General features: G+C 61.8%; 23 protein-coding genes and 1 pseudogene. 18 read left to right on the top strand and 6 right to left on the bottom strand.

The window, feature by feature from the left end; translation table 11 throughout:
• Positions 1–216 precede the first annotated feature (216 nt).
• The 12 genes and pseudogenes from QQK25_RS08165 (at position 217) to QQK25_RS08115 (ending at position 13,673) form a co-directional block, all read left to right on the top strand.
• Positions 217–939, top strand: a complete 723-nt coding sequence (locus tag QQK25_RS08165; protein ID WP_284187504.1) for a TnsA endonuclease N-terminal domain-containing protein — start codon at positions 217–219, stop codon at positions 937–939.
• Positions 902–2,869, top strand: a complete 1,968-nt coding sequence (locus QQK25_RS08160) for a TnsB C-terminal domain-containing protein (protein WP_284187503.1) — start codon at positions 902–904, stop codon at positions 2,867–2,869. Before QQK25_RS08165 ends, QQK25_RS08160 begins: the two co-directional genes overlap by 38 nt.
• The gene (locus QQK25_RS08155) at positions 2,866–3,840 is read left to right on the top strand and encodes a TniB family NTP-binding protein (RefSeq protein ID WP_284187502.1); all 975 of its coding nucleotides are present in this window, start codon (positions 2,866–2,868) and stop codon (positions 3,838–3,840) included. The genes QQK25_RS08160 and QQK25_RS08155 overlap by 4 nt, the downstream gene beginning before the upstream one ends.
• Entirely contained in the window at positions 3,830–5,185 is a 1,356-nt protein-coding gene (locus QQK25_RS08150) for a TniQ family protein (RefSeq protein ID WP_284187501.1), read from the top strand. The genes QQK25_RS08155 and QQK25_RS08150 overlap by 11 nt, the downstream gene beginning before the upstream one ends.
• A pseudogene (locus tag QQK25_RS23610) lies at positions 5,172–5,600 on the top strand (TniQ family protein); the annotation flags it as partial. The gene QQK25_RS08150 and the pseudogene QQK25_RS23610, both read left to right, overlap by 14 nt.
• A 60-nt stretch (positions 5,601–5,660) precedes the next feature.
• Positions 5,661–7,088 carry a helix-turn-helix domain-containing protein gene (locus QQK25_RS08145; protein WP_284187500.1) on the top strand — a complete coding sequence of 476 codons (1,428 nt, stop codon included), beginning with the start codon at positions 5,661–5,663 and terminating at the stop codon, positions 7,086–7,088.
• Positions 7,075–7,506, top strand: coding sequence for a hypothetical protein (locus QQK25_RS08140; protein ID WP_284187499.1), 432 nt, complete (start codon positions 7,075–7,077; stop codon positions 7,504–7,506). The genes QQK25_RS08145 and QQK25_RS08140 overlap by 14 nt, the downstream gene beginning before the upstream one ends.
• A 73-nt stretch (positions 7,507–7,579) precedes the next feature.
• The gene (locus QQK25_RS08135) at positions 7,580–8,167 is read left to right on the top strand and encodes a hypothetical protein (protein WP_284187498.1); all 588 of its coding nucleotides are present in this window, start codon (positions 7,580–7,582) and stop codon (positions 8,165–8,167) included.
• Positions 8,168–8,318: 151 nt separating this feature from the next.
• Complete coding sequence (locus QQK25_RS08130; RefSeq protein WP_284187497.1) at positions 8,319–8,612, top strand: hypothetical protein; 294 nt, start codon at positions 8,319–8,321, stop codon at positions 8,610–8,612.
• A gap of 63 nt (positions 8,613–8,675) precedes the next feature.
• Entirely contained in the window at positions 8,676–11,783 is a 3,108-nt protein-coding gene (locus tag QQK25_RS08125) for an N-6 DNA methylase (RefSeq protein WP_284187496.1), read from the top strand.
• Positions 11,784–11,820: 37 nt separating this feature from the next.
• Positions 11,821–12,402, top strand: a complete 582-nt coding sequence (locus tag QQK25_RS08120) for a hypothetical protein (RefSeq protein WP_284187495.1) — start codon at positions 11,821–11,823, stop codon at positions 12,400–12,402.
• A 266-nt stretch (positions 12,403–12,668) separates the two neighbouring features.
• A complete protein-coding gene (locus QQK25_RS08115) occupies positions 12,669–13,673 on the top strand; it encodes a virulence RhuM family protein (protein WP_284187494.1) in 1,005 nt (334 codons plus the stop codon).
• A gap of 302 nt (positions 13,674–13,975) precedes the next feature.
• On the opposite strand, the gene QQK25_RS08110 is transcribed toward QQK25_RS08115, so the two are convergent.
• The gene (locus tag QQK25_RS08110; RefSeq protein WP_284187493.1) at positions 13,976–16,000 is read right to left on the bottom strand and encodes an ATP-binding protein; all 2,025 of its coding nucleotides are present in this window, start codon (positions 15,998–16,000) and stop codon (positions 13,976–13,978) included.
• Positions 16,001–16,581: 581 nt separating this feature from the next.
• On the opposite strand from QQK25_RS08110, the gene QQK25_RS08105 reads away from it, so the two are divergent.
• Positions 16,582–17,058 carry a hypothetical protein gene (locus QQK25_RS08105; RefSeq protein WP_284187492.1) on the top strand — a complete coding sequence of 159 codons (477 nt, stop codon included), beginning with the start codon at positions 16,582–16,584 and terminating at the stop codon, positions 17,056–17,058.
• A 366-nt stretch (positions 17,059–17,424) separates the two neighbouring features.
• On the opposite strand, the gene QQK25_RS08100 is transcribed toward QQK25_RS08105, so the two are convergent.
• Together QQK25_RS08100 and QQK25_RS08095 are read right to left on the bottom strand one after the other, a co-directional pair.
• Positions 17,425–17,856 (bottom strand): BLUF domain-containing protein, encoded by a 432-nt coding sequence (locus QQK25_RS08100; protein WP_284187491.1) that lies wholly within the window; start codon positions 17,854–17,856, stop codon positions 17,425–17,427.
• A 48-nt stretch (positions 17,857–17,904) separates the two neighbouring features.
• Positions 17,905–18,810, bottom strand: coding sequence for a LysR family transcriptional regulator (locus QQK25_RS08095; protein ID WP_284187490.1), 906 nt, complete (start codon positions 18,808–18,810; stop codon positions 17,905–17,907).
• 105 nt (positions 18,811–18,915) lie between these two features.
• Here QQK25_RS08095 and QQK25_RS08090 point away from each other — a divergent pair, with 105 nt between their 5' ends.
• Complete coding sequence (locus QQK25_RS08090) at positions 18,916–19,869, top strand: DMT family transporter (RefSeq protein ID WP_284187489.1); 954 nt, start codon at positions 18,916–18,918, stop codon at positions 19,867–19,869.
• Between the two features lie 121 nt (positions 19,870–19,990).
• Positions 19,991–22,027, top strand: a complete 2,037-nt coding sequence (locus QQK25_RS08085; protein WP_284187488.1) for a M13 family metallopeptidase — start codon at positions 19,991–19,993, stop codon at positions 22,025–22,027.
• A 12-nt stretch (positions 22,028–22,039) separates the two neighbouring features.
• Here QQK25_RS08085 and QQK25_RS08080 read toward each other — a convergent pair whose 3' ends face one another.
• Complete coding sequence (locus QQK25_RS08080; RefSeq protein ID WP_284187487.1) at positions 22,040–22,954, bottom strand: hypothetical protein; 915 nt, start codon at positions 22,952–22,954, stop codon at positions 22,040–22,042.
• A gap of 315 nt (positions 22,955–23,269) precedes the next feature.
• Between QQK25_RS08080 and QQK25_RS08075 the strand changes: the two genes are divergently transcribed.
• The 3 genes from QQK25_RS08075 (at position 23,270) to QQK25_RS08065 (ending at position 25,158) form a co-directional block, all read left to right on the top strand.
• Positions 23,270–23,941 (top strand): thiopurine S-methyltransferase, encoded by a 672-nt coding sequence (locus QQK25_RS08075; protein WP_284187486.1) that lies wholly within the window; start codon positions 23,270–23,272, stop codon positions 23,939–23,941.
• A 77-nt stretch (positions 23,942–24,018) separates the two neighbouring features.
• Positions 24,019–24,450: an oxidoreductase gene (locus QQK25_RS08070; protein ID WP_284187485.1), complete on the top strand. Its 432-nt coding sequence runs from the start codon at positions 24,019–24,021 to the stop codon at positions 24,448–24,450.
• Between the two features lie 72 nt (positions 24,451–24,522).
• The gene (locus QQK25_RS08065; RefSeq protein ID WP_284187484.1) at positions 24,523–25,158 is read left to right on the top strand and encodes an FMN-binding negative transcriptional regulator; all 636 of its coding nucleotides are present in this window, start codon (positions 24,523–24,525) and stop codon (positions 25,156–25,158) included.
• 19 nt (positions 25,159–25,177) lie between these two features.
• Here the strand turns inward: QQK25_RS08065 and pdxH are convergent, their stop codons facing one another.
• On the bottom strand, positions 25,178–25,822 hold the full coding sequence (gene pdxH, locus QQK25_RS08060) for a pyridoxamine 5'-phosphate oxidase (RefSeq protein ID WP_284187483.1): 645 nt from the start codon (positions 25,820–25,822) through the stop codon (positions 25,178–25,180).
• Positions 25,823–25,859: 37 nt separating this feature from the next.
• On the bottom strand, positions 25,860–26,401 hold a 542-nt coding region (locus QQK25_RS08055), incomplete at its 5' end, for an ATP-binding protein (protein ID WP_368736550.1).

Below are 26,401 nucleotides of genomic sequence, written 5' to 3'. Positions count from 1 at the left end.
CCGCTGTTACCGGGATCTCGCGATCCGCTCTAGACAAGCAAAGTATCGCGATCCGTCCTGGATGCGTCAAGGTCGATTTCATCCCCATCCCCGGTTTTTCAACGGTCATTGACCCTAGAAAGGGGCGTTCTACGCCCAAAACCAGGCATATCGAACCACATCGATGGTGCTGGTACGGGCTCTCACGCCCTCACGCCGGCACCGGAAGGAATCGCGATGACTTCACTTTCATGGAAAGGCACGTGGCACGGCCTCGCGCCTGCTGGCCTGCCCCACCAACGCGCCCGGACCATCCTCCGTCACACCGGCGGCATCGTCCGGGGCAAGTTCCCCAGCCGCAAGACGGGCCGGATGGTCCACCACGAGGGCCTTCTTGAACTGGATGCCATTTATCACTTCGAGACCTCGCCCCTGATCTTGGCCTACACGGAACAGCCCGAAACCATCCAATATCCGGATGGCAATCGCTTGCGCCGCTACACACCGGACTTCAAGCTGGTTTTGGCCGATGGTTCGTCAGTGCTTGTGGAGATCAAGCCTAAAGAGCTAGCTGCCGAGGCTGAGACCAAACACAAGCTCGACCGCATTACCGAACACTTCACCCGCATCGGTCGCATGTTTGTCGTTCTGACCGACCTGCAACTTCGTGTCGAGCCGCGTCTGGGCAACCTGCGCTGGATCTACCACCAGGCCCCGCGTATCCGCCCATCTCTGCTGAAGTGCGACGTCGCCCTGGAGCGGCTGGCAGTGCATTTTCCGGCTTCGATTCGAGCAACCAAGGAGGTGCTCACCCCAGTTGGCCTGGACCCTCTCTCGTTGCTGATGGCCGGGCGACTTACCTGCAATCTTGGCCACCCCGTGGACTTCGACACCCAGCTCCATCTTGCTCAGGAGGGCGACCATGCGTGGTTTCGTCTTTCGGACCGGTTTGGTTTTTGAGTGGGACGGCGCCGCTCACCGGATCGAACGCCTGGGAGCGGGTGATCAGGTTGTGCTGGAGCGTCTGGGCGACGGACAGACCGTGCTGAGTTCCCGGCAGGAGCTCTTGGCTGCCTTCAGTGCAGGGCAGCTATGTATGCCTCCGGGCACTGACACGGTTCCTGTTGCTCAGGTATATCAGCGGCCGCTGGCAGAGCTTCCCAGCCACATTCAGGCAAAAGTGCGCACGCGTATGGCCTATCTGGACACGATTCGGGAGGCTGGACAGATCCCGCTGACGCCGTATCACCTCGTTCCCCTGATTGCCGAGGTCTCAAGACGCATCAACGACCCGCATCCTCCGTCTCCGATGACCCTCTACAGATGGCACCAGGCCTACCGGCGGGCTCAAGATGCGCGCGCCTTGATTCCCCGGTTTGACCGACGAGGTGGCGCAGGAACGCGGCAAGCAGAGCGGATTCGCGAACTTTTCGGGGAGGCTGCCGAGGAGGCTTTCCAGGCAAGTCCATCGGCAACCATCAAGTCGATCTTTACCCGCCTCGAAGGCAAGATCCGCGCCGAGAACGCCAAGCGTCTCCCGACTGACCAGTTCCGCCTCCCCTCCCTGAGAACGGTCTATCGCCTGTTCGGGCGCCTGGAGGCCTATGACCAGACGCGGCTTGCCGAGGGGAAGCACGTTGCGGATCGTCGGTATCGGGTCGCCAAAGCGGGGCCTGTCGTTGACGGCATCCTGATGCGGGTTGAGGTCGATCACACGCCCCTAGACCTCTTCCTGATCGACGAGATCACGGGCCTCCCCCTTGGCCGACCGGTCCTGACCTTGTTCATCGATGTGTATAGCCGCTTCCCAGTCGGCTACTACCTCAGCTTTGGCGGCACCTCCGCCGCCGCTGTTGTCGGTGGTCTACGCCATGCCATCCTGCCCAAGACCCCGGTCAAGGAAGTCATACCCGATTTGCCCGTGGAGCACGCATGGCCTTGCTACGGTCTGATCGCGGTACTGGTTGCTGACAACGGTCTGGAGTTCTATTCCACGGCCTTGGATAGCGTCGCCATGGACCTGGGAATGAGCATCATTTATTGCCCAAAGCGGCAGCCTTGGTTCAAAGGCGCCATCGAGCGCTTCCTGCAGACGTTCAATTTCACCCTGAGCCACCAGCTACCGGGCACCAGTCTCTCCAGACTGGAGGACCGGGGCGACTACGACTCCCAGAAGCACGCCCTCCTGACCCTGGCCGAGTTCAAGCACCTCCTGGAGAAGTGGTTGTTGGATATCTATGCCCAAACCGTCCACCGGGGCATCGGTACGACGCCCTGGGCCAAGTGGCATGAGGGCCTGAAGCGTCACGAGCCGGAACTACCGGGGAGTCTGGACGACTTGCAGCGCAGGATCGGCATGGCCGAGGAGCGCACCCTGCGTCGAGATGGGATCGTCCTGAAAGGGATCCGCTACGCGGGTCCCGATCTCGATCCCATCCTGCGCACCTGGGGGCCGGGGATCAAGCTCCGGCTCGTTTTCGACGCCGAGGATCTGGGCAGTATCCAGGTCTGGGCGCCCGAGCAGCAGGATCCGGTGACGGTTCCGGCCTTGAACCAGGCTTACGCCAAGGGTCTCACACTCCTCCAGCACGAGCTCATCCAGCAGCAGGTCCGAGAAAGCGGTCACTCCGCCGAGAACCCCGACGCCTTGGCTAAAGCCAAGTACGACCTGGCTATCGCGGTGGATGAACTCCTCAAGGGACGCAAACAGCGCGGCCGACGCCGGGCGGCCAACATCCACGGCAAGACCAGCACTCATCCAGAGGCCCGACTCAACCCCGGTACGCCTCCCAAGCCTGTCACTAAACCCATCCCGGCACCGGAGGCGGCCCTCGACGAACCGCCCGCGCCGCTGCCTACCTTTCAGCTTGAGAAGGGGCTGCGCGGATGAACGTCGCGGAATTCGAAGCCCTGCGGGTGTTCACCAGCGAATACTTGCAGTTTCCCCCGTTCGTGGCAGCCTTCAACGAGATTGAGCGGCTCGTTCAACTCTACCGTCAAACCGGTATCGCTCAACATTTGCTGGTAACCGGGGAGTCGGGCAGTGGCAAGACGACGCTTTGCAAGGCAATGGTGGAGCGCTACCCCCATGCATCATTGCCTGAGCGGGACGTGATACCCGTGCTCTTTGTGCCGATGCCATCGACAGCAACCATCGCCAGCGTCGCCGAAGCCATGCTCGCACGCTTGGGTGATCCGGCGCCGACGACGGGAACGACTTCTGCCAAGACTGCACGTGTCGCGCGTCTCGCGCGCGCCTGTGCTGTTGAACTCATCCTCTTCGACGAAGCCAATCACATCCAGGACCGAGGCCAGTTACCTACCCAGTACATGGTCGGCGACTGGCTCAAGAGCCTGATGGACGATGTGCAGGTGCCGACGGTGCTCTTGGGCTTGCCTCGGGTCGAGAACCTTCTAAGGGTTAACGAACAACTACGACGCCGGTTCATGCTCCGTCTCCATCTGGAGTTCGGAAAGGATCCCGACCACACCATCGAAACCCAGTGTCTTCGGCTGTTTACGTCCCTGACACCTTCCTTGCCCGTGCCCTTCAACAAAGGGGGAACGACCTGGAGCGAGCTTGCTTACCGATTGCATGCCGCCACGGATGGGCGGGTTTCCTATGTGAAGAGCCTCCTGATTGGCGCCATTCGACAGGTATTTGAGCAGGACTTGCAGGAGATCACCCTCGCAGTGCTAGAGGCTGCGTTTACCTCCGCGATCTGGCCCCAAGGGGTTGGGGCATTGAATCCCTTCTGTGCGAACTTCGACTTCCGGCGGCTGGACAGGGCTGGCGAACCCTTCCAACCCAGTGACGAGGTAGTTCGGCCTTCCTCAAGGAGGCGTGCTCATGCTGCTTGAACTGGCAGGCTATCCCCTCCGACCTACACGCCAGCCGGGCGAAAGCCTGGCCGGGTTTGTCAGCCGGCACTTTGGTACGAACGGTCACTGGATGCCGGAGGCACTGCACCATGCGATTACGACCCTGTATCGCTCGGAAAGCGCGGTACGCCGGGAGGAGGCTTGGGCGTTGATCCGTCGCCTCACTGGACAGGATTCCACCGAGGATCGCCGCCTGTGGCTCGATCAGCGCTTTTCTCTGCCGGAGGCCGGGCCGAAGCGGAAAGGGCGCTCATGGCAACGCGCCATCTTGTCGCCGATACGGGTCTGTCCACGTTGTTTGGCGGAACAAGGCGTGCATCTCGCGCTCTGGGAGCTGCCGCTGGTCAGTATCTGCCCCCTGCACGATTGCCTGCTTCTCCAGCATTGCCAATGTGGGCGCGGGCTGACATGGCCCAGCATGGGGCCGGACTGGACCTGCCGCTGTGGCCAATCGCTGACTACCCTGGTCAGTCCTCCTGCATCGCCCGCACTTGGGCGCCTCACGCGATTGGTCGCAGAAACCAGTGGGCTCCACACTCCATCATGGGCTCCCGATGTTGAGCGGCGCGTTGCCACCCATCTTCGCCAGACCTATGCACTGGTGTTCTGGTTGCAGGAGCTGCTGCAGTGCATCCATGAAGTGAGCCGAGGCCACGCCACGCATGAGCGTACAACGGATGAACGCCTCGGGCGGTTGCTCAAGGACTGGCCAGACGGACTGGAATGCCGGCTCCTTCGTCTGCTACGTATTCGTCACCATCGCGAGCGTGGGAACGTCTTTTTGTTGCTTGACGACAAGCATCCGACCCGACGGCTGCTCGACTATCTGGCCGATGCCGGAAGCCAGACGGATCTGCCAGCAGGTGCCTACCTGGTGGCTCATCGCGTCCTCGCGCATTTTGCGTCTCCCATCGGCGAGGCACGGGTATTGGTCTTCAATCCTGCGTTGAGTATCGAGGAACGGCAGGCGCGCCTTGGCCTGTTGATGCGCTGGTGGTCCAGTCTGCGCCCATGGATAGAAGTGTCGGACACACTTCCGCAAGTCGCCATTTCCCCGACGCCGTACTTCGAAAGCCTGGATGCCCAGTTCCGCGTGTTGTTGCTGAACGTTCTTGTCGGCGCGGCAACAGCCCAAGTCAGTCCCGAGCACTTTCGACGTTTCGCACAGGCGTGGCCTCCCGGCCGGCCGCTTCCGGCGGATTGTGGTCACGACGTTTTCATACAGGCATTCGATGCGCAGCTGAGGACCGTATCCAGCGCACACCTGCAATACCTCTGCGAGCTCGCGTGTCACGCGGCAGGAGTCACCCGTGCAGCGGTTTGAACCGATCTACCACGCATCTGCTGTCGTGACGACGGGCGGTGGGCGCTGGTGGAGGCGCCACGGTCTTCCAGTGCGTCCGAGGCCTCATCCAGGCGAGTGGGCTTACGGCTATCTGGTACGGGTCGCAGAGGCCAATGGTTATGAATCACCCCGTGCCCTGTGGCGTGGTTTGGGGCCGAGGCGCACGGGATCCAGCTCCTCGGTCAGGTACGCGCTGCGCTTGTCTCCTGCTGAATGGCGTTTCTTGTCCGGACCCTGGCCGCGTTTCTGTCGAGTCGAACAGGTGTTGGCTGAGGGCCTCGCCCCATCCGATTACTGCCATGACCACTTGCGCTGGTGCCCCCATTGCCTTGCCGAGCAGCGGTTTCTGCGAGCCCGGTGGGTGATCAAGCTGTGCGTCGCGTGTCCCGAGCACGGATGCTACCTACGGGACACCTGCGCGGTTTGCCATCAGTATCAGCGGCCAGAACGAACCGTGCTCGACCGCTGCCTGTGCGGCGCTTCGCTGATCGGCATCCCCGCTGAGCGTATCGCCGAGGATGAGCTCCGGCTCCAGCTTGCCTTTCAGGGTGCCTTGGCAGGGCAAGCCCAGGAGGGCGCCCCTTCGTTGAGTGTGGCTGCCTGGATCACGCTCTTTCATCGTGTAGCCGCGCTCTTCGATGTCGAGCGGGAGACTCGCTCCGGGCAGACACCTGGACTCCACCGTCTTGATCGAGCCATCGTGGTGAATCGGCAACTCGCCAGTCTGCTCGCCGCTTGGCCTTCTGGCTTTCATCGCTGCTTGGGCGATCTGCAGCGACGGGCAGAGCCATCGTTCAGCTTGGTTCGAACCTTTGGACGCCTGTACCGATGGCTGTACCGGGATTTCGAGGGGGATGAGTTCGCCTTTCTGCGCGAGGCCTTCGAGGACTACCTGCGAGAACACTGGTGGGGGCTGTTGTGTCGTCGTAACCGCCGCCTTGGCACCCGAACCACCGGCAGTCGGAAGACAGCCCAGGCTATCGCCGCAGCGGCAGGCACAACGCCGGCTCGTGTCCGGCAGTTGCACTTGGCTGGCTGGGTCGAGGCCGACATCGCGGCCCAGCCCAGCGGCCGTCGCGTGTGGTCTTTTCCGGCTTCGCAGGTCGAACCTCTTGCCACCTTGATATCTGATGGCCTCACCTTGCAGGACGCGGCCGCCTATCTGCGCCTTTCTAAGCACCGCGTTCGCGAGCTGATCGCGACAGGCATGATCAAACCGCTTTTGTCGACCGAAGGACATGGCGCGGCAACGTGGCTGATTTCCAGGCACCAGCTAGATGACTTGGGCCGCGCATACTCAGCGCGCCAAGCGCTGGTGACCAAGGAAGAACCCCCTGATTGCGTTCCCCTCGTCCAGATTCTCAAGGCTTGGCGCCTGGAGGCCGGGGCATTCGCCGCACTGCTTCACGCGCTTCAATCAGGCGTGCTGACTCCAATTGCCACCCGCGACGTGGAAAACAATGTCCTGGGAGGTCTGTTGCTTCCTCGCAGGGAAGTACAGGCCTGGCTTGCACACTGGCGTGAGTCCAACGGCAGGGGCTACTCGATCACCGACGCGGCCGGAATTCTGGGGATCAAGGCTCAAGTGGCCTATCACCTGGTTCGATGCGGTTTCCTGGAGTGCACGTCGTCCCCGCTGACGCAGGTGCGTCGAGTTTCTCGCGACGGGATCGCGAAGTTCGAGGCGCGTTACATCTCCTTGGTGGAGATCGCCAAGCGCTCGGGCACTTCGCCCAAACAAGCCCTTCTCCGCCTGCAAATTCACCCTGCGGCAGGCCCTGCTATCGATGGATGCCGACAGTATTTCTACCTGCGCAGCGACGTGGAGCACCTTCTTGACCAACCTCTCCAGACCCAGGAGTCGGGCAATGCTGAACCGTGAAGACTTACCAGACACGGACCTGAACCGTTTGCAGGCCGAGATCCTCAGCGGCCCATTTGAAGCCGCACTCCCCGTCAACATGACCGACGAGTGGTTGAACCTGATCGCGCGGGATATCTACGAAGCCCTGAGTGACGACGAACTCACATGGGGGAGTCCGGGCGTACAACGCGCTGAAGCCCCTTTACGGCTGATCTATCGCCTACTGGTCGAGAGGAAGGGCAAAACGTTGCACATCGACGATTGGGACTCCCTGCGAGGCCACTACATGAACTATCTCGCTGAAGTCGCCCTGGAACTGGTCAGGCGCCAGAAGGGGCAGTGGATACCACCCGCGACGGTGGACACGATCCTGACGCGGACGGATCTGACGTTGGAGCAGGCCCTCTACGGTGTCGCCAATGTGCGCTGTGAGTGAGGACGAAGCTGAATCGGGAAGTGCGGTCTTCCCCCTCCTGCCACTCGAACACCCTCGCCAAGCCGGAGTGATCATGAAAAATCCTCGATACGAACGTCTCCGTGTCCTGATGCGCCAGTTTCACCGCAACCACCCCTGGCGTCTGACCAACGGCTTGTTCATCCCACATACCTATCCAGAGCCCGACAAAGTGAACCTGTGGGATGACGTCGGTTTCATTCTCAATGGACGCCGGGTAATGGTGTGGTGGATTCACCCCAAAGCCAGGTACGAAGACGAGATCGCCCGACGAGCCTACGAGGAGGCCGGGCTGATGCCCGAAGATTCTGCTCCGTGGAGCGAAGAGAAGCGCTGGAAGCGCGTCGGCCGTTCAAGGAAAAGGGTGGTCACGTACCGTACCCAGGGCTGGTCGGACCAGATGAAGGCCTATTTTGAGCGGGTTGATGCTATCGAAGAGCGACTGCGTCAGGAGGGAATCGACTACGAAGCCCGCCCAAGTCTGGTTGTGCGGTGGTATCGATGGGGGATCGGGATGGAGCTCTGTGCGCCGCTGGAGGTGAGTGGGATCGAGGGCGTCCGGGCCTTGGCGGAGGTGGCTGGCCGGCTGATTCGGGGACAGACGACGTTGGAAGCGGTATTTCCAGCCACCTTGTTACGGTGATGGAAAAGCCAGATGCAAAATCGGTGTAACGGTCCGCTCAACAACGCTCTGGGGCACGTGGCGTCTACTTGTGCAAACCTGGCCCATTTTTTGGGTTGAGCCTCATTTTTCTATGTGTTTTAATCTCATTAAATTATGATCCAGCCTTGCCGTGACCTACGACGATTTTCTTGGTGAGCTGAACAGGGCGGGCCTTAGTGTCAAACGCTTTGCTGATCTCATTGGCATGCAGCCCACCTCAGTTTCCAACAATAAAAAACGGGGCGAAGTCCCCATTCACCTTGCATTGATCGCCAGTCTTCTCGCTGAAATGTCCGTCCGCCACATCGACTACAAACCTGTCATAGCACGGGTAAAGCCCGTTAAGAAGCGGCCGCGTGGAGCCGCAATCGGCGGACGGTTCGCTGGCGACAAGCAGACCACGTTGGGCCTCTCCAATGACTGAGCTCTTGGGCGCTCGCATGTCGGTTAGCGTCACGGCCCCGACACAACCACTGCACTTCCACTCATGAGCGCGGTCATCGATTCCCGCTGGTCGAAAGCGCTGGCGCTCGACCGACGCCAGGCTCCCGAGTTCTATGCGGTCGGCAGCGAGGTCTCTGCAGGTGCACATGCCGAGGCGATCCGTTTTGCACTCGGTGAGTTGGGCCTATCAGCTGTCAGCTGCATCAACGGCGTTCCCACAATTGGCTTTCTGAGCGATCCTCTTGCCTCCATAGAACGCATCGACGAACTCCATCGGATTCTGTGGAACCAGGGTTTGATGAGCATGCTGCTCGTCATTCGTGGCGATGAATTGACTGCGTACTCGCTGGTGCAACGACCGTTGTACCGTGAGGAGAACCGGGGCAAAGACGCGCGCTTGGTAAAGACGCTCTCCCTTCTCGACGACGCATTGACGCTCCGCGAATTGCTGGACGCGACGGAATCAGGTCGATTTTGGTACGAGAACGATGGCTATTTCAATCCCGACAACCGGGTTGACAGCGTTCTTCTGGCCAACCTGTTGATGGCGTTTCGCAGCCTCAAAGACGAATTGGGCACAGACGCCGCACAAGCGCTGCTGATGCAGACCATGTTCGTGGCCTATCTGGAGGATCGTCAGATCATCGGCGAAGCGGTATTTCGTGCCGCGTCGCAGGGACGCTTTGCCACCCTAGTGGAGTTGCTCGGGGCCGGAAATACCGAGCCATTTGAAGCGCTGTTCGCATGGCTGCACCGCGCTTTCAACGGCAACCTCTTCAAGGCCCCTTGCGCATTTGAGACGGAAGAAGATCGTCCAGCCAAGCTCAAGGCTGAACATCTTACTGTGCTAGCGCGGTTTCGCCATGGTCACGAGAACATGGCCACTCACCAGATTCGGTTCTGGGGCTACGACTTCCGGTACATGTCGATCGGACTCATCAGTGCGGTGTACGACCGATTCCTGAAGGAAGAGGCGGAAAAGAAGAGTGCTGACGGGGCGTTCTACACTCCGATGTTCTTGGCCGATATCGTCGTCAATCAACTGTGGGACGAGTTAACCGACGAACAAAAGGAGCATGGCGTCTACTGCGATCCAGCCTGCGGATCTGGCATCTTCTTGGTACGCCTGTTTCAGCGTCTGGTTGCACATCATTGCCAAACCAAGAACAAGCGGCATGCGGCTTGGATCGACTTGAAGGCCATTGCAAATCGTCTTCATGGGGGAGACATCAATGCGTCCGCAGTGCGTGTTGCGGCGTTTTCGCTGTACATCGCACTCTTAGAACAATCGAGCCCTTCAGACTTGCCCAAACTCATCGAGGCCGGCAAGTTGTTGCCGCCTCTGTATGGGAAGACGCTGCTTCCCGGAGCGGATTTTTTTGCCGTCGAGGATGCACGCTCGTTTGACGTGATCATCGGTAATCCGCCATGGAATGGCCGTACCGGACAACTGACGACGGCGCAAAACTGGACCACTTTCAAGGGCTATCTAATGCCCGCCAAAGACATCGCGTGGGGATTCGTGTGGAAGGCCCTGGAAGGGATCAAACCAACCGGCTTAGTGGCGTTTCTGTTGCCTGCTATGGGGATCTTACACAACACCGAGAGCCGAGCAGCGCGCCAGATGTTGCTGCAGCGGTCCAGGGTCCGCCGAATCATCAACATGTCGGATCTGTGCTTCCAGCTCTTCGATGGAGCGCAGCGACCAACAGCCTTCGTGCTGTATGGCGGTAAGAAGCAGGAACAGGAGCAAGCGCCCTATCGCTTTGAGTATTGGGTCCCTAAAGCTGACCTGAACCTGCGACTCAAACGGCTAGTAACGCTGTCGCGAGCCGACCGTTTGTCGCTCCGATCTGACCTAGCCGCAGAAGATTCAACCCTGTTCAAGCGGCGCCTGTGGGCGCGAGCGCCTGAGGAGCGTTTATTGCAGTATCTGCGAACGATACCCACCTTGGGTTCGTTCATACAGGAGTTCAAGGCATTCAAGAGGTCTAAAGTTGAGTTCAACCGAGACGAGCACTGGGTGATCGGGCAGGGCTTCCAGCCAGCGCAGGAGAGCCGCCTGAACGATCCTGAGTACCCAACCACCATCGCCGAAATCGTGACACGGCTACCCTACCTGGACGCCAATAAATTCGAAGAAGTCGTGATACCACGTGTAAAGGCTAATCCCTGGCCTACCTCCGTCGTGCGCCGGGCTGGATTCGATGCAGGATTCATTGGACCTCACATCTTGATTTCACAAGGGGTGAAGCGGGCTGTTGGCCGAGTGCGGGCCGCGTTCAGCGAACAGGACGTAGTGTTTGAGCATTCGCTTCAGGCGATCACTGTGCCACCAAGGCAGCAACGCAAAGCGAAGGTGCTAACGGCCGTGCTGAACAGCAGTCTGGCGGCTTGGTTCTATTTCCACGACACCGCGAATCTCGGAACCGATAGAGCCAAGGTCCACCAAGGGGAACTGCTGAAACTGCCATTCGACGATCCTGAGAACATGCCAGATCCGGCGAGGGCGCTGAAGGCAGAAAAAGGGTTGGTGGCCCTCATCGACGGGCAGCTGGCGAAGGTGAAGGAATTGCTGACTTCACAAGATGATGTGCTGGACGCCATTGACCATCTAGTGTTTGAGTATTACGGATTCGACGATAGTGACGTGGCTATCGTCGAAGACACAGTGCACTCCATCATTCCAGCCATGCAGCCTAGACGTAATGCGGGTCTGCAGTCCATTTGGGCACCGGCCAGCTCGCGTCAACGGTCGGACTACGCCGCCATGCTGTGCAGTGCGCTCTCTCCGCACTTTCGCGTGCCCGTCTCAGCCTCCCTGACAGCGCACTCTACGGATGTGGCGGTGTTGAAGTTGACGATCGGCGATGAGTTTACGCCGTACACCGAGGATTTGCCCGGCGAGTTCAACGATTTCCTCGGGTCGATCACTGTAAAGCTTCCCATCGATTTGCCTGGCAACGTGCAATTGATACCTGATCTGCGTCTCGTCATTGATCGTGACATGTACCTTGTGAAGCCCACGGCGCTACGCCACTGGCTTCGATCCACAGCATTGGCTGACGCAGAGCAGATCGCCGCGGAGTTCGTAGCGGCCGCCACTCGCAAGGAGCAGAAGGGGGCAGTCCGTGCTGGCAGGCAGTCCTGATACTTGGCTCGCTCAATTTCGAGACCTTGGTGAGCAAATGTCCGAAGCGATTGAAGCTGCATGGCCGATTTGCATTAGGCCTTTGCAGACCAAGAAGGACGCGATGACGCATGAAGACCACATCACCGAACATCTCGTACAAGCTCTGAGGCGAACAAAGAAGGTACCCGGGCGGATCGAGTACCAGCAAGTACTTCTAATCGACGATGCCGATGGCAATGTGTCTCTGTCGAGCAGCATCGATTTCGTGCTGACCGTGGGGGATGATGAAGAGGTCTACTTGGCTTATGAGTGCAAGCGGCTGAATGTACCGTATGCAGCCCGAGTGCGAAGTCTCTGTGTCCCGTATGTCAAAGAGGGCCTCATGCGCTTCGTTACTGGCCAGTATTCCAACGGTCTTCCGATGGCGACGATGATCGGGTATGTCATGAACGGGGACAACGACAGGGCCCGTCGGGGTCTGCGCAAAGTCATGAAGGCACGCACAGCCACTCTTGGACTCACCTCCGAGCAGGACCACCCATCAGTACCGGGTGGGGCCACTCGGTTTAGTTCCACGCACACATGCAGACCCGGCCATAGCATGAGAGTGGAACACTATCTATTGCCTTGGCCATGACAGGCACCGGAAAATATCACTATCTTTGGCACAAGCTGGATGTTTTTTCATGAACTCTGGCAGTGGCCACCACCTTAGTGCCAAAGTTAGTGACAATCTGATTTATAATCAGTGGCTTGCTTTTCGTTAACTGTGGCATCCGACAGACGTTCCTGCGTTGAACATCCCCTACTGATCGAAGCAATCCCAGAAAGAGGCCCCCCGGCCTCTTTCTGCTTTTTGGAGGCGGCAATCTCTAGCTCCGCCCGCCCCAGGGAGAAAACTCAATGAGCGAACTGATCCTCTACCAGACCGACGACGGCAAGGCCCAGCTAAAGCTGCGGGCGGAAGACGGCAGCGTCTGGCTCAGTCAGGCCGAAATTGCGGAGCTGTTTGCCACTACGATTCCCAACGCCAACATCCACATCCGCAACATCCTGAAGGAAGGTGAGTTGAGCGCGGATTCAGTTATTAAGGAATCCTTAATAACTGCCGCCGATGGCAAGCGCTACCGCACCAAGCTCTACCGCCTCGAAATGATCCTGGCCGTCGGCTATCGCGTAAAAGGCGTACGCGGCACCCAGTTCCGCCAGTGGGCCACCACCTACCTCGCCGAATATCTGGTCAAGGGTTTCGTCATGGACGACGAACGCCTCAAGAACCCCGGCGGGTGGGATTATTTCGACGAACTGCTGGCCCGCATCCGGGAAATCCGGGCGTCCGAAAAGCGCTTTTACCAGAAGGTGCGCGACCTCTTCAGCCTGAGCGCCGACTACCGGAGCACCGACGCGACCGCCCAGCTCTTCTTTGCCGAAGTGCAGAACAAGCTGCTCTACGCCGTCACCCAAAAGACCGCCGCCGAGATCATCATCGACCGCGCCAGCGCCGATGCCCCCAACATGGGCCTCACCACCTGGAGTGGCAACCGCGTCCGCAAGCAGGATGTGATCGTCGCCAAGAACTACCTCACCGCCGACGAAGTGGACACCCTCAACCGCCTCGTCGTGATCTTCCTAGAACAGGCCGAACTGCGCGTCAGGCAGAAGCAGCAACTCACCCTCGACTACTGGCGGAACAACGTGGACCGGCTGCTTGAGTTCAACGACTACCCCATTCTTCAAGGCGCCGGCACGCGCTCGGCCGACCAGGCCAGCGCCGCTGCCCACGAGCGCTACGACGTTTTCGACACTCAGCGCCGCCATGCCGACGCACTGGCCGCCGATGCCGAAGACCTGCGGATGCTGGAAGGGCTGGAAAAGACGATGAAGGGGCGTTCAGGTAGGTCGGGTTAGCGCAGCGTAACCCGACAAGCAGCGCCGGCGTCTTGTCATGATCCAACGCCGCCCACCCCCGCCGATGTCCGCGCAGCGAAATCCAGATTGAGGTGGTCATTCGGCAAGGGGCATCGCCGTGCGCCATTTGGTTGGATGGACGGATAAGACTATCTCGGGCAACGACGGCATTCGACCCGAAGCGGCCGTTCGATCATCGTCTGTCTATGTTTGCTGTGCAGCAGCGGTTGCTGTCAGTGGCAGCCGTCTAGCATTCGCAACAAAGCAGCCTTTGGGCTCGGCGACAGCCACGCCCTTGCTTACTAAATCCCAAGCTTGTGGAAGAAGATTTTATTTCTCAGGATTGCATCGTTTAATACCTTGTCCCAGCTCAAAACTTCGATGTATATCTTGGGGCCAACTTGGTAAGAAAACCATCCCTTTCGGTCAGGCATCGGTGTGAAGCTCTTTTCTCTTTCAAGCCACTCTTCTACCTTCGGTGTAAAGTCGCAAACCACGTATCCATAAAATGGTGTATTTTCACTTACCTCCATTGGGCGCCCCGGAGGAGTTTTAAAACGTTTGTCCCTCAGTCTGTTTGCGTATCTAACGATTTGGGCAATTGGATCTTCGGTGGAAGAAGGATCGGCAAAATCGTCTCTGCCAGGGCGTTTGAACTCAAAAATTGTAATCGGATTCGTGGCGGTGTTGTCCCCGCGCATGGCGATTCGATGGCCGTAAACGATTACATCTCCCCTGTCTGTATTGCCGCCATCGAACGGAATGTCAGAGGAAACGTAGTTGGTAAAGCTAAGTCGCTCGTCCAAGATCCAGAGGTTATGTCCTTCGTAGGGAATACGGTCAGTATCCTTCTTTCTTGGAAAAATGATGTCATGGACCGCACCTTCCGTGTGGTATTTCCCATCGTCACGATAGTCAAGCTTTCTTGCGAGCAAATCTAGCAAGTATTTCCGTAGCGCAACATAGTGAATAAGTTCGCTTTTGCTCTTTTCGCTAATGTTTATTGCTACCGCTCTGGCGGCCTCGTCGCCTTGATCTGACGGCTCTTCCTTGTCCAATATGTTTCTTACTTGGACTCTAAGTTTTGTCTCAGTCTTGAATTGCTCTCGGTGAAGAATTTCTTCCATTTCTTCAGGCTTGGGGTGCATTGAGAATTCATTGAGATCAACATTCTTGAGCGTCTCCCTGTGCCAAGGTGCTTGCTGCTCAACGTATTCTTGAATGATGGCCTTCTTTCGTTCCAGTCGAGAAGCCACCTCTCCTGAAAATGCAGTATTCGCTAGCTTTGCAGCTTCTCTTTCGATCTCTGTTTGGCAGATATCTGCGTAGAGTTCGTTGTTTTCCTCGCGATCTCTGCGGAAATTGAATCCACCTCGTTCAATTGAGACATTGTCGTCAAGGTATTTTCCGAATACATATACCTTGATGATGTAATTTCTGCCTGGCGATTCAGGATTGCTGGACGGCTCGAAAAATTCGTCCTCGAACTCGGGAATGTATCGGTGAAGAAACGCGGTTTCAACCTCTCTTTTGTCAGCCACCAAGCTGATTTTGCTAACTTTTGATCCTGGTGAGAATATTTTGAATAAGCGGACCTTGAATTCCTGAGGACGCTCACTGCCTTGCAATGAGAATTCCGATTCGAGCAGGGGAAGCTCTTTGATAACAGCTTCTTTGCTTGAGAGGTACTCGTTAAGCGTTATTCTTTCGGATTCATCCTCTTCCATTAAAATAATGGTAGGGCAGCTATATTCTTCTGTAATAAAATATGGTAGCAATAGCTCAACGAGATTGCGGGCAATAGTCTTGGCGGATTGGTTAATGGCGGACTTTTTTTTCAGACCACCAAGTCTAGTTACTGACCCTGTCTGGCCTGTTTTTGCAGGTAGGCTAGCTTCGTTTGTAATGAAGTGCTTTTCATCACCCATCTTAAAGTCGAATGTCCAGTAGGTGCCATCCTTCTTTTGGAAGACGGAATTAATCCAAACGTGATCGAAGTATTTTAAATATGTGAGGCGCCCAAAACCTTTTCCGCCCTCGTTTATTTTTAGGTCGCTATATAGGGTGTCGAATGACTCTCGGTTTACCTCGTTGAAGCCGATTCCATTGTCTCTGACCTGGATCTCTTCAATTCTTCGATCTCCACTTTGGGTGCCATCTAATTCTAGCTGACCATTTCGCTTGAGTGTGACCGTTACTAGGCCGTTTGCTTCCTCTTTGGACTTAATGGCCTGAATCGAGTTAACAATTGCTTCAACGATTGGGGTGTAGATCGACGTCTTCTCTCTTATGTTGCTAACGGCTCTCTTGATGTGAATGTTGCTCATTCTTGCTCCCCTATTCATTAGATAGCTTGCCAACCTGCGTGATGATCCGTTAAAGCTGGTTGAGTTGACAAGGATGACCAGTCGAAATAGTGACGCCAATGTGATTCTATTTTTTTAACGATCTTACGCCCGCTCAACCCTGGCCTTGAGTGGGGGGAGATTGCGGCCTGATGCTCGATTACCTAATTTTGGCTTTCGCTGAGCGCCATGTGACCCCACGCCATATCGTCAATGGGCAGGTGCACAAATCAGAGGCCACTAGCCGGGGGGGCCGCACGCGGCTCCCGCGACCGTCAGCCGATTCCCCCCATTCTAGCGCACCAGCATGGCCGCCATCGCGATCCATACGTCCTGATCCAGCTCTCCAGCATCTCCCGGATCTCCGCACTTTCCCCGGCCGTCATCACGCAGCAACGGCCTTCCACGGTTACCCCGAACCCCGCGCTCCAGGGCAGCTTCCCAGGCCCTGGTCATCCTCCTCAATCACCAACCATTTGACATTGTCCGTCCTGGCATCCAAACTGCGCCCCGCACAAATTGTGCAAAAGACATACACACATAACATCATTGAGGAGCGGGAAATGACTCAGAACGTGGTTTCGCTGGTTTTGTCGGCCGAGCAGCTGGATCAGGCGCGCAAGGCCTTGGGGATGTTGGAGCAGAGTCTGGTGGATCTGATTTCCCTGTCTGTCGAGCAGCGTCAGGAGCTGCGCAAGATGGGGCCGAAATCCGAGATGTTTGCGCGCAAGGCGCATGAGGTGGTGCTGCAGAACCCGGACAGCATGCCCCGCTCCTTCGACATCGAAGCGTTTACCGAGGACATGCTGGCGCTGGATCAATTGCGGCCCTTGTTCCTGCGGATCACTGCGCTGGCGCGGCGGGCGGAGGATACGGAGATGGCGCTGGGGAGCGACATCTACAAGGCGACGCTGGATGCTTACCGGTTTGCCAAGGCGGCGGGCAAGGGGGCTGCGCTGGATGAGCTTTCAGAGCAGGCGGCGGTGCGTTTTGCCGGCCAGGGCAAGCGCAAAGGGGGGAGCGGCGGCACCCAGTCGTAATGAATGGCGGGTGGATGGGGGCGGTCCCGGTGGGGACATTGACTGGTTCAGGTGGAACTTGATGTAGTTCAGCTTCCACCTGATGTTTTTCAGGTTTTATTTGAACGGGTTCAGGTTTGAGTTGAACGGGTTCAAGTCCGGGTTGAACAAGTTCAAGTCTGACTTGAACTTGTTCAAGGTTTACTTGAAGTGGTTTAACCCGAAGGTGAATTGCCTTAACCCGGAGTTGAACCGGTTCAAGTCGGGCTTGACCGGATTCAAGCTGGAGATGAACCGGTTCAAGTAAAACTTGATCTGCCGGAGCCCGCAGCGGGCTTGTCGCCGCTCGAACTGAGCTCGCGCAGCCAGAAAGGGCGAGTCCTTCTGCTATTCCCCGTTCTTGTCCCCGAAGGTCCTTAGCATTTCCGCCGCCAGCCCCGGGTGGTGGATCAGGGTGGTCGCATCAAAGCCAAACTGGAAGAAGGGGGCGTAACCGGGCCAGGTGGCGGCGTCGGCGGGGGTGAGGGCACGGAAGCCCATGCTCCAGCTGCCGAACTCGCGGGTGGTGATGGGGGTGCGGCTCAGTTCAAAGATGTTCTGGTGGCGTGTGTCGGCGTGGATGCGCGCCATGGTTTCGGCCACCGCGCTTTCCTCGCCTTCCAGCACCTGCATGAAGGAGCCGCGGGCGTAGAGCAGCATGCCGGTGATGCCCCTTGGCGGGTTGTTGCGGATGGAAGCGTCGAGGATGCTCAGCAGATCGGACTGCTGGAGGACGTAGGCTTCGCTGCTCACGTAGATGACCTGAACAAGCTGGCTCATGGTGTCTCTCGCAAGGGGGGATTTGCCGCAGGATACACGAGCCTTGTTTCAGGGCGGGGGCTCATCCTGCACGCTGCCGGTGAGGCTCTCCACCAGTGCCGCGGCAAAGCCGGAGAGCTGCTCGCGCTTCTTCACGCATACCTTCAGATCCCGCTGGGCCCAAGGCTCCTGCAGCTCGAGGATGGCCAGCGCGGCGCGGGCCGGGCCGTCGGGGATGGCGCTCCTGGGCACCATGCCGAGGCCGACGCCGGCGCCCACCATCCGGCACACGGCCTCGAAGCTCCTTACCTGGATGCGCACTTCCAGATGCCTGCCCAGCGCGGCGGCGGCGTTCATGGTGAAGGTGTGGATGGCCGAGCCGGCGTGGAGCATCACGAAGGGCTGGTCCAGTACATCCACAAAGGCGGTGCTGGGCTGGGCGGCGAGGGGGTGATCCACCGGGGCGATCAGCACCAGCCGGTCGGCCCGATAGGGGATGAAGACCACCTCGGCGCCCTCGACCGATTCGGCCACCACGCCCACCTCCACCTCGCCCCGGGCCACGGCCATCACGATCTCGGGGCTGGTGTGCTCCTCCAGGGTGATGCTCACCTGCGGGTGGCTGCGCAAAAAAGCCGACAGGCTCTCGGGCAGGAAGGTGTGGGTGGCGTGGGTGTTGGCCCACAGATTGACGTGGCCCTTCACGCCCTTGGCGAAGGGCGAGAGGTCGGCGTGCATCTGCTCCAACTGGGCAAACACCTGGCGGGCGTGGCGCAGCAGGGCTTCGCCGGCGCGGGTGAGCTTGACCCCGCGGGCCTCGCGGATCAGCAGCGGGGTGCCGATGGATTCTTCCAGCAGACGGATGCGATGGCTGGCCGAAGACGGCGCCAGATGCACCCGCTCGGCCCCGCGGGTGAGGTTGCGGAGTTCGGCAATGGCCACGAAGAGGCGCAGGTCGGTGAGGTCGTAGTGCATCAGTGTTGGTGATGGACGAAGGCTGGCTTGGGGAAAAGCCAATTTTAAGGGGTTGATCGGCCGGTCATCATTCGTTTTATCACAACACTGGCAGGAGCGCCCCAAATGCCCTGGAAACATTGGTCCACCGAGCGGATGGGCGTTGCCCTGGCGGTGCTGGCGGCCTTCGGCTTCTCGTTCAAGGCGATCTTCGTCAAGCTGGCCTACGCCGCCGCGCCGGTGGAGGCGATCACCCTGCTCACCCTGCGGATGAGCTTCTCGCTGCCCATCGTGCTGGGCGTGGGGCTGTGGATCGGGCGCGATGCGCCGCCGCTGGCCCGGCGCGACTGGGGCATGCTGGTGGCGCTGGGGCTGCTGGGCTACTACGGCAGCAGCATCCTGGATTTCGTCGGGCTGCAGTACATCTCGGCGGCGTTGGAGCGGCTGATCCTGTTCGTCTATCCCACCCTCACCGTGCTGATCGGCGTGCTCTTCATGGGCAAGCGGCTGGAGCGGCGGCAGGTGGCGGCGCTGGTGCTGTCGTACGCTGGCATCGGGCTGGCCTTCGCCCATGATCTGAAGATCGCCGGCGACACCCACGCGGTGTGGCTGGGCGCGGCCTTCGTGTTCGGCTCGGCCCTCACCTACGCGCTGTACAGCGCCGGCACCGAGCTTGCGGTGCGCCGGCTCGGGGCGATCCGCTTCGCGGCGCTGGCGATCATCGTGTCCACGGTAGCCACCCAGCTCCACTTTGTGGTCAGCCAGCCCCTGTCGGCGCTGGCGCAGCCGCTGCCGGTGTATCTGTACGGCGCGGGGATGGCGATCTTCTCGACGGTGCTGCCGGTGTTCTGGCAGTCGGTGGCGATCCGCCGGATCGGTGCGGCGCGGGCGGTGTTGATCGGTACCCTCGGGCCGGTGCTCACCATCGTCTTCGGCTGGGTGCTGCTGGATGAAGCCATCTCCCTGCAGCAGATGGCGGGGGCCGCGCTGGTGCTGGGCGGCGTGCTGATGGTGACGCGTCGCAGCGCGGCGGTCCGGCTCCCGGGGGCGGCTGGCGTCGGTCGTCCATCCACGGGCTGATCCGGCGCGGCGATTGCGTGCGTCTGTCATGGCCGGACGCCCTAGAATGGCGAGGCTCACAACCGTAACCAGGGAGTCCGCCATGGGTGATGTCGCAACAGGTCGTATTTCATTCGGATGCATGCTGCTGGCCGTGCCGGCGCTGATGCTGGCGGGGGCCGCAGCCCACGCCGACAGCGCCGCCAGGGGGCCGGCTTTCGGGCAGTGGGGCGTCGAGACCCGCTACATCGCGCCCGAGATCACGCCGGGCGACGACTTCTACCGCCACGTGAATAAAGGCTGGCTCGATACCGCCACGATCCCCCCGGGCCTGCCCATGAACGGCGCCTTCGTGGGGCTGGCGCTGAGTACCGAGCGGCAGATGCAGGCCATCGTCGATGACGTCCTCGGACAGCAGGCGCCCGTGGGCACGCCGGTACAGCAGATCGCCGATCTGCACGCCAGCTATACCGACATGGCGCGGCGCAACGCGCTCGGCAGCCGCCCGCTGCAGGCCGGGCTGGATGCAATCCTCACGCTCACCGACCGGCGCGACTTTGCCCGCCGGATGGGCGAGCCCGGCTATGGCTCGGTGGTCGGGATGGGCGTCGACCAGGACCCGGGCAACCCCCGGCGCTACGTGCTGTCGCTTTCCCAGAGCGGTATCGGGCTGCCGGGGCGGGATTACTACCTGAAGGACGAGGAGCCCTACATCGGCTTTCGCAGCGCCTACCGCGACTACATCGAGGGCGTGTTCCAGCGCGCCGGGGTGGGCGATGGCAAGGCCCGGGCCGAGGCGATCGTCGCCTTCGAGACGGCGCTGGCGGCCACCCACTGGACGCCGGAAGCCCAGCGCGACGCGGTGAAGACCTACCACCCCATGTCGGTGAAAGCCCTCGCCCGCTATGCCCCGGGCTTCGACTGGGCGGCCTTTCTGGGGGCCGGCGGCTTCGACGGGGTGACGCGCGTCAATCTGAGCACCGACACCGCGGTGAAGGCCGCCGCTGCGCTCTTCGGCAAGACGCCCGTCGATACCCTGCGGGCCTACACCGCCTTCCACTACCTTGATCGGCGCGCGCCGCTGCTCTCGCAGCCGTGGGTCGATGCCCATTTCGATTTCTACGCCCGGCGCCTCGGCGGCATCGCGGTGCAGCGGCCCCTCGACAAGCAGGCGCTGGAATTCCTGGCCCGGCCGCCGGTGGCCGAGCAGATGGGCAGACTCTACGCCGAGCGGTATTTCCCGTCCGATTCCAAGGCGGCGGCGGACAAGCTGGTGCGCTTCCTGCGGGCGGCCTTCCGCGAACGTCTCGCCCGCTCCGAGTGGATGGACGCCCCGACCCGCAAAGCGGCCATCGCCAAGCTCGACGCGGTGACCGTGAAGATCGGCTACCCCGACAAGTGGCACGATTTCAGCGCCGTTCGCGTGGCCCGGGACGACCTCCTCGGCAACGTGATGCGCTATGAGGCGTGGGCCCAGCGGGATGCGCGGGCCATGCTCGACGGGCCGGTGCGCAAGTGGGAATGGAGCGCCCTCACCATGCCCCAGGTGATCAACGCCTATTACAGCTCGGCCGGCAACGAGATCGTCTTTCCGGCGGCGATCCTGCAGCCGCCCTTCTTCGATCCGAAGGCCGACCCGGCGGTCAATTACGGCGCCATCGGCATGGTGATCGGCCACGAGCTCGGCCACGGTTTCGACGACCAGGGCAACCGCTTCGACGGCCGCGGCGCGCTGCGCAACTGGTGGACCGAGCCGGCCCGCGCCGCCTTCGAGCTGCGGGCGAAGCAGCTGGTGGCCCAGTACGACGCCTACTCGCCGCTGCCCGGCCTCAATCTGAGCGGCCAGCTCACCCTCGGCGAGAACATCGGCGACCTGGGCGGCATCGCCATCGCCTGGAGCGCCTACCGGAAGCTGGTGGCCACCGATTACGCCGGTCAGGCGCCGGTGATCGACGGCTACACCGGCGACCAGCGCTTCTTCCTGGGCTACGCCCAGCTGTGGCGCTCGCAGTACAACGAGGGCTTCCTGCGGCGCATCACCCTCACCGATCCCCACAGCCCGGGCGAGTTCCGGGTCAATGGCGTGCTGCGCAACTTCGGGCCGTGGTACGAGGCCTTCGATGTGAAGCCCGGCAACGCGCTGTACCTGCCGCCCGAGGCGCGGGTGAGCATCTGGTGATCGGGGCGCCCCTTACCGGGCGAGCAGCGTGAGCGTGCGCGCCCGGTAGTCCCACACCGTCACGTACTGGCGGAGAAACGCATGGCCCAGCCCCACGCGGTCGTGGGGCGCGGTGCTGAAGCTGAGCCCACGCACGTCGTGGAGCGCCTGCCCGGCGTGGCTGAGCCCGTTCAGGCTGGCCACCCGGCGGGCCGCGTAGGCGCCGTAGGTGTAGGGGCTGGCGCTGATCTGCAGCCGGCCCCGGCGCTCCAGCCGGGCCTGGGTGGCCGTGGTGAGCTCCAGGGTGCCGAGGTTGCCGGTGTCGAAGAACGCGGTGAGCGTCTCGTCCCCGATCCGGATGGCTACCTCGGGCATCTTTCCATCCACCCCGGTGGGGGTGAAGGGCAGGGTGGCGACCACCCGCGCCGGGTCGATCACCCGGGGGAGGGCCGCGGCATCCTGGCCGTAGGGGTGGAAGGCGATGGTCTGGGCGTCGTAGTCGATCACGAACACGTAATCACGGTTGAAGCCGTGGCCGATGCTGCCCAGGAAGGCCGGGGTGTAGGCGGCCTCGAGAAACTGCCAGTCGGTGTGGATGAGGCCGGGCACCGCGTCGAGGCGCACGTCCCGGCCGATCTCGATGGCGACGGGGGCGCGCTGCCGGTACAGCACCATCGGCTGCCCGGAGGCCGCGTGGCCCTCGCCGATGCGGCTGTCCTTCGCCAGCGGTAGGTAGTGGTTGTTCAGGAAGAACGGGAACTCGGTGCCCGTATCGAACATGAACTTGCCCCGCCGGCCATCCACCGCTCCGTCGATCAGGATGTGGCCGTTGAAGGTGTAGAAGGGCAGCGTGAAGCCGGCGTCGGCGGCGGACGCCAGGCCGGGCGCGAGGAGGCTCATCCCCGCCAGCATCCACAGGGCGAGCAGGGTGTGGAGTTTTCGGGTCATGGGCGGGGCTTTCCTGGCGGGGGCGAGGGCGCATTAGAGCACCGGGTCATGACGGCGGCAATCGGCGGCGGCGGTGCCCTGCCCGGCGGGAGAATTCCGTTTCCCTTTTGCCCGGGTCGCGCCATACTGCGTTGACGATGCAGTGCACCAAATGGTGCGCCGGCATCCGTTCAAGCCAACTCGACCACCGATCGACGCCTGCCAGCCGGGCGCCGGTGCCTGGCATCGCTCCGCCGGTATGGCAGCGGGGAAACCCGTGGGGGCGGCCGCGCGCCGTGCCGTCCCTTCAATCCTCCCCGAAAGGACGGACGCGTCATGCCCAACCGCGACAACGAGCGCTGGCAGCAGTGCTGGCGGGATCGTGAGATCGGCTTCCATCAGGCGGCGGTCAATCCGCTGCTGATCCGCTACTGGCCGGCGCTCGGGCTGGCGGCGTCGGACAAGGTCTTCGTGCCCCTGTGCGGCAAGAGCCGCGATCTGCTGTGGCTGCACCAGCAGGGCCACGAGGTGATCGGGGTGGAGCTGAGCCCCATCGCCGCCCGCGACTTCTTCAAGGAGAGCCGCCTGCAGCCGGTGCGCCACAAGCTGGGCGCCTTCACCCGCTGGAGCAACGGCCGGCTGGCGATCCACTGCGGCGACTTCTTCGCGCTCACTGCCGCCGATCTGGGCGACGTGAAGGCCATCTACGACCGCGCCTCGCTTACCGCGCTGCCCGAGGAACTGCGGGCCGCCTATCTCGCCCACCTGCGCGCCATCGTGCCCGCCGACTGCCGGATCCTGCTGCTCACCACCGAAGACGCCGAGGGCCACGAGACCGACGAGGAGCTTCTCGCCATCTCGGCCGAGATCGCCGGGCTGTACGGGCGGCTCTTCAATGTGGAGCTGAAGAGCGCCCAGTGTTTTCTCGAGGCCCTGCCCGACGGGGCCCCGGGCGAACGGGGCCGGGTGGTGCAGAAGGCGTACTTCCTCACGCCGAGGCCGGTGTAGCCGGCGCCGGCGGGCCATCCGGCTTCAATCCGCGGCCTGCGCTGCCGTTAAACCTGACTTTGGTCAGGGGATTGAGCATGAGCCTGCGTTATTCCCACGAAGAACTGTTCCGCAGCTTGCAGGCGCTCGAAGAGGCCACGTTTCCGAAGGTGTGCCGCAACTGTGGTCAGGCCTACGCCGATGCGGAGGAATTTCTGGCCGCCACGCGGCAGGTCCGGGCCGATCATTCGGGCCTCAAGGCGAGCATCGACGACGACGGCAGCGCCATCGTCGAGGTGTTCCGCAACTGCGTGTGCGGCTCGACCCTGCTCGAAGTCTTCTACGACCGCCGCGACCAGACCGCCAACGGGCTCAAGCGGCGCCAGCGCTTTGGCGAACTCCTCGACAAGCTGATCGCCGACGGAGTCGATCAGCAGGTGGCGCGCACCGAGCTGCTGAAGGTCGTCCGCGGCCAGCCCCACAACCTGATCGGCCTGATCCGCGCCACCAAGGACGGCGCCGGCGACTGACGCGCGGCCGGGGTTTCCGGCCCGGCGCCGCTGTGGGACGATCGGGCTTCACCGACCCGCCGCCTGCCCGCCATGTACATCCCGCCCGCCTTCCGCGAAGCCACCCCCGACACCCTGCACGCGCTGATGCGCGCCCATCCGCTGGCGCTGCTCGTCACCCACGGGCCCGGCGGGCTGATGGCCTCGCCGGTGCCGTTCCTGATCTACCCGGATGAAGGCGGGCACGGCGTGCTGCGCGCCCACGTGGCCCGGGCCAATCCCCACTGGCGCGAGCTGGCCGGGCTGGACGAATGCCTGGTGGTGTTCCAGGGCGAGGAGGGCTACGTGACGCCCTCGTGGTACGCCACCAAGGCGGCCACCGGCAAGGTGGTGCCCACCTGGAACTACGCCACCGTGCATGCCTGGGGCCGCCCGACGGTGGTGGAGGACGCGGGCTGGCTGCGCCGCCAGATCGACGACCTCACCCGGCTGCAGGAAGATCGCCGCCCCGAACCGTGGGCGGTGGATGACGCCCCGGCGGATTTCATCGCCGCCCAGATGAAGGCCATCGTCGGCATCGAGATCCCCATCGCCCGGATCGAGGGCAAGTGGAAGATGAGCCAGAACCGCGCCGCCGAAGACCGGGCCGGCGTGGCGGCGGGCCTGGCGGACGTCGCCGACCCCCACCACGACGCGGCGCTGGCCGACGCGGTGAAGCGCCGGCTGTAAGCCCGCCGGGCTCAGGCCCTCAGGGCGCCAGCCGGGCCTTGTGCCACGCGCCGTCCTGCAGCCGGTAGGCGATGCGGTCGTGCAGGCGCGAGGCGCGGCCCTGCCAGAACTCCCAGTAATCCGGCACCAGCCGGTAGCCGCCCCAGTGGGGCGGGCGGGGCGGGTTGAGGCCGAACTTGAGCCCGTACTCCGCCGCCCGGGCGAAGATGGTGCCGCGCCCGGGGATGGTCTCGCTCTGGGGCGAGGCCCAGGCGCCGATGCGGTGGGTCAGCGGCCGGCTGGCGAAGTAGGCGTCGGATTCCTCGGCCGACACCTTCTCGACGCGCCCCTCGATGCGCACCACGCGCTCCAGCTCGACCCAGTGAAACTGCAGCGCCGCGAAGGGCTGGTGTTCCAGCTCGCGGCCCTTGCGGCTGGCGTAGTTGGAAAACCACACGATGCCCCGGGCGTCGCAGCCCTTGATGAGCACCACGCGGGTGGACGGCCGGCCGTCGGGGCCGACGGTGGCGAGGGTCATCGCGTTGGGTTCGGGCAGGCCGCGGGCAAGGGCTTCGTCCAGCCAGGCGGTGAACTGGGCGGTGGGTTCGGTGGCCACCTGGTCTTCGTCCAGGCTGCCGTGCTCGTAGCTCTTGCGCAGGTCGGCGAGGTTGGGCTTGTCGGTCATCGGGGGCTCCGGGTTCGGTGCGGGGTTGGACGCTGGCCTAGCTGCGCAGGTTCGCGATGGCCCGCGGCGCCACGCCCAGATCGCGCCAGTCTTCCGGGTGGCAGCTGAACAGCAGGATCTGGTGGCGGGTGGCGGCGTCGAAGAGGACGCGCTTCATCTGGGCGAGGCGTTCGGCGTCGCTGTGGACCAGCGCGTCGTCGAGGATGATGAGGGTCGGCCGGCCGGCTTCCTTCAGCAGGTCGGCGTAGGCGAGGCGGCTGATGACGCCCATCTGCTCCCGGGCGCCGAAGCTGAGGGCGTCGAAGGGGCCGGTCTCGGTTCTGGCGCTGCCGTTGGGCCCACGGCGGGTGAGGGCGCCGGGCTGCAGGCGCTCGTCGATCTCCAGGCTGGCGTCGGGGAACAGCAGGTGCAGGTAGTGATCGAGATGGCGCTTGAGGGGCGCCTGCAGGCGCCGGGTGAGGGCCTTGCGGCGGGCCTGCAGCAGCCCCAGCAGGTGATCGAGCGCGGTGGCCCGGCGGGCGAGCTCGGCCCTGCGGCGCTGGGCCTGGGCGAGGTCGCGGGCGACTTCGGCGCGCTGTT

Origin of the sequence: Zoogloea oryzae (assembly GCF_030161255.1) — a bacterium.
GTDB classification, from domain to species: Bacteria; Pseudomonadota; Gammaproteobacteria; order Burkholderiales; family Rhodocyclaceae; genus Zoogloea; species Zoogloea oryzae.
The sequence above is the reverse complement of the archived record's forward strand: the minus strand, read 5'-3'. Positions and strand labels throughout refer to the sequence as shown.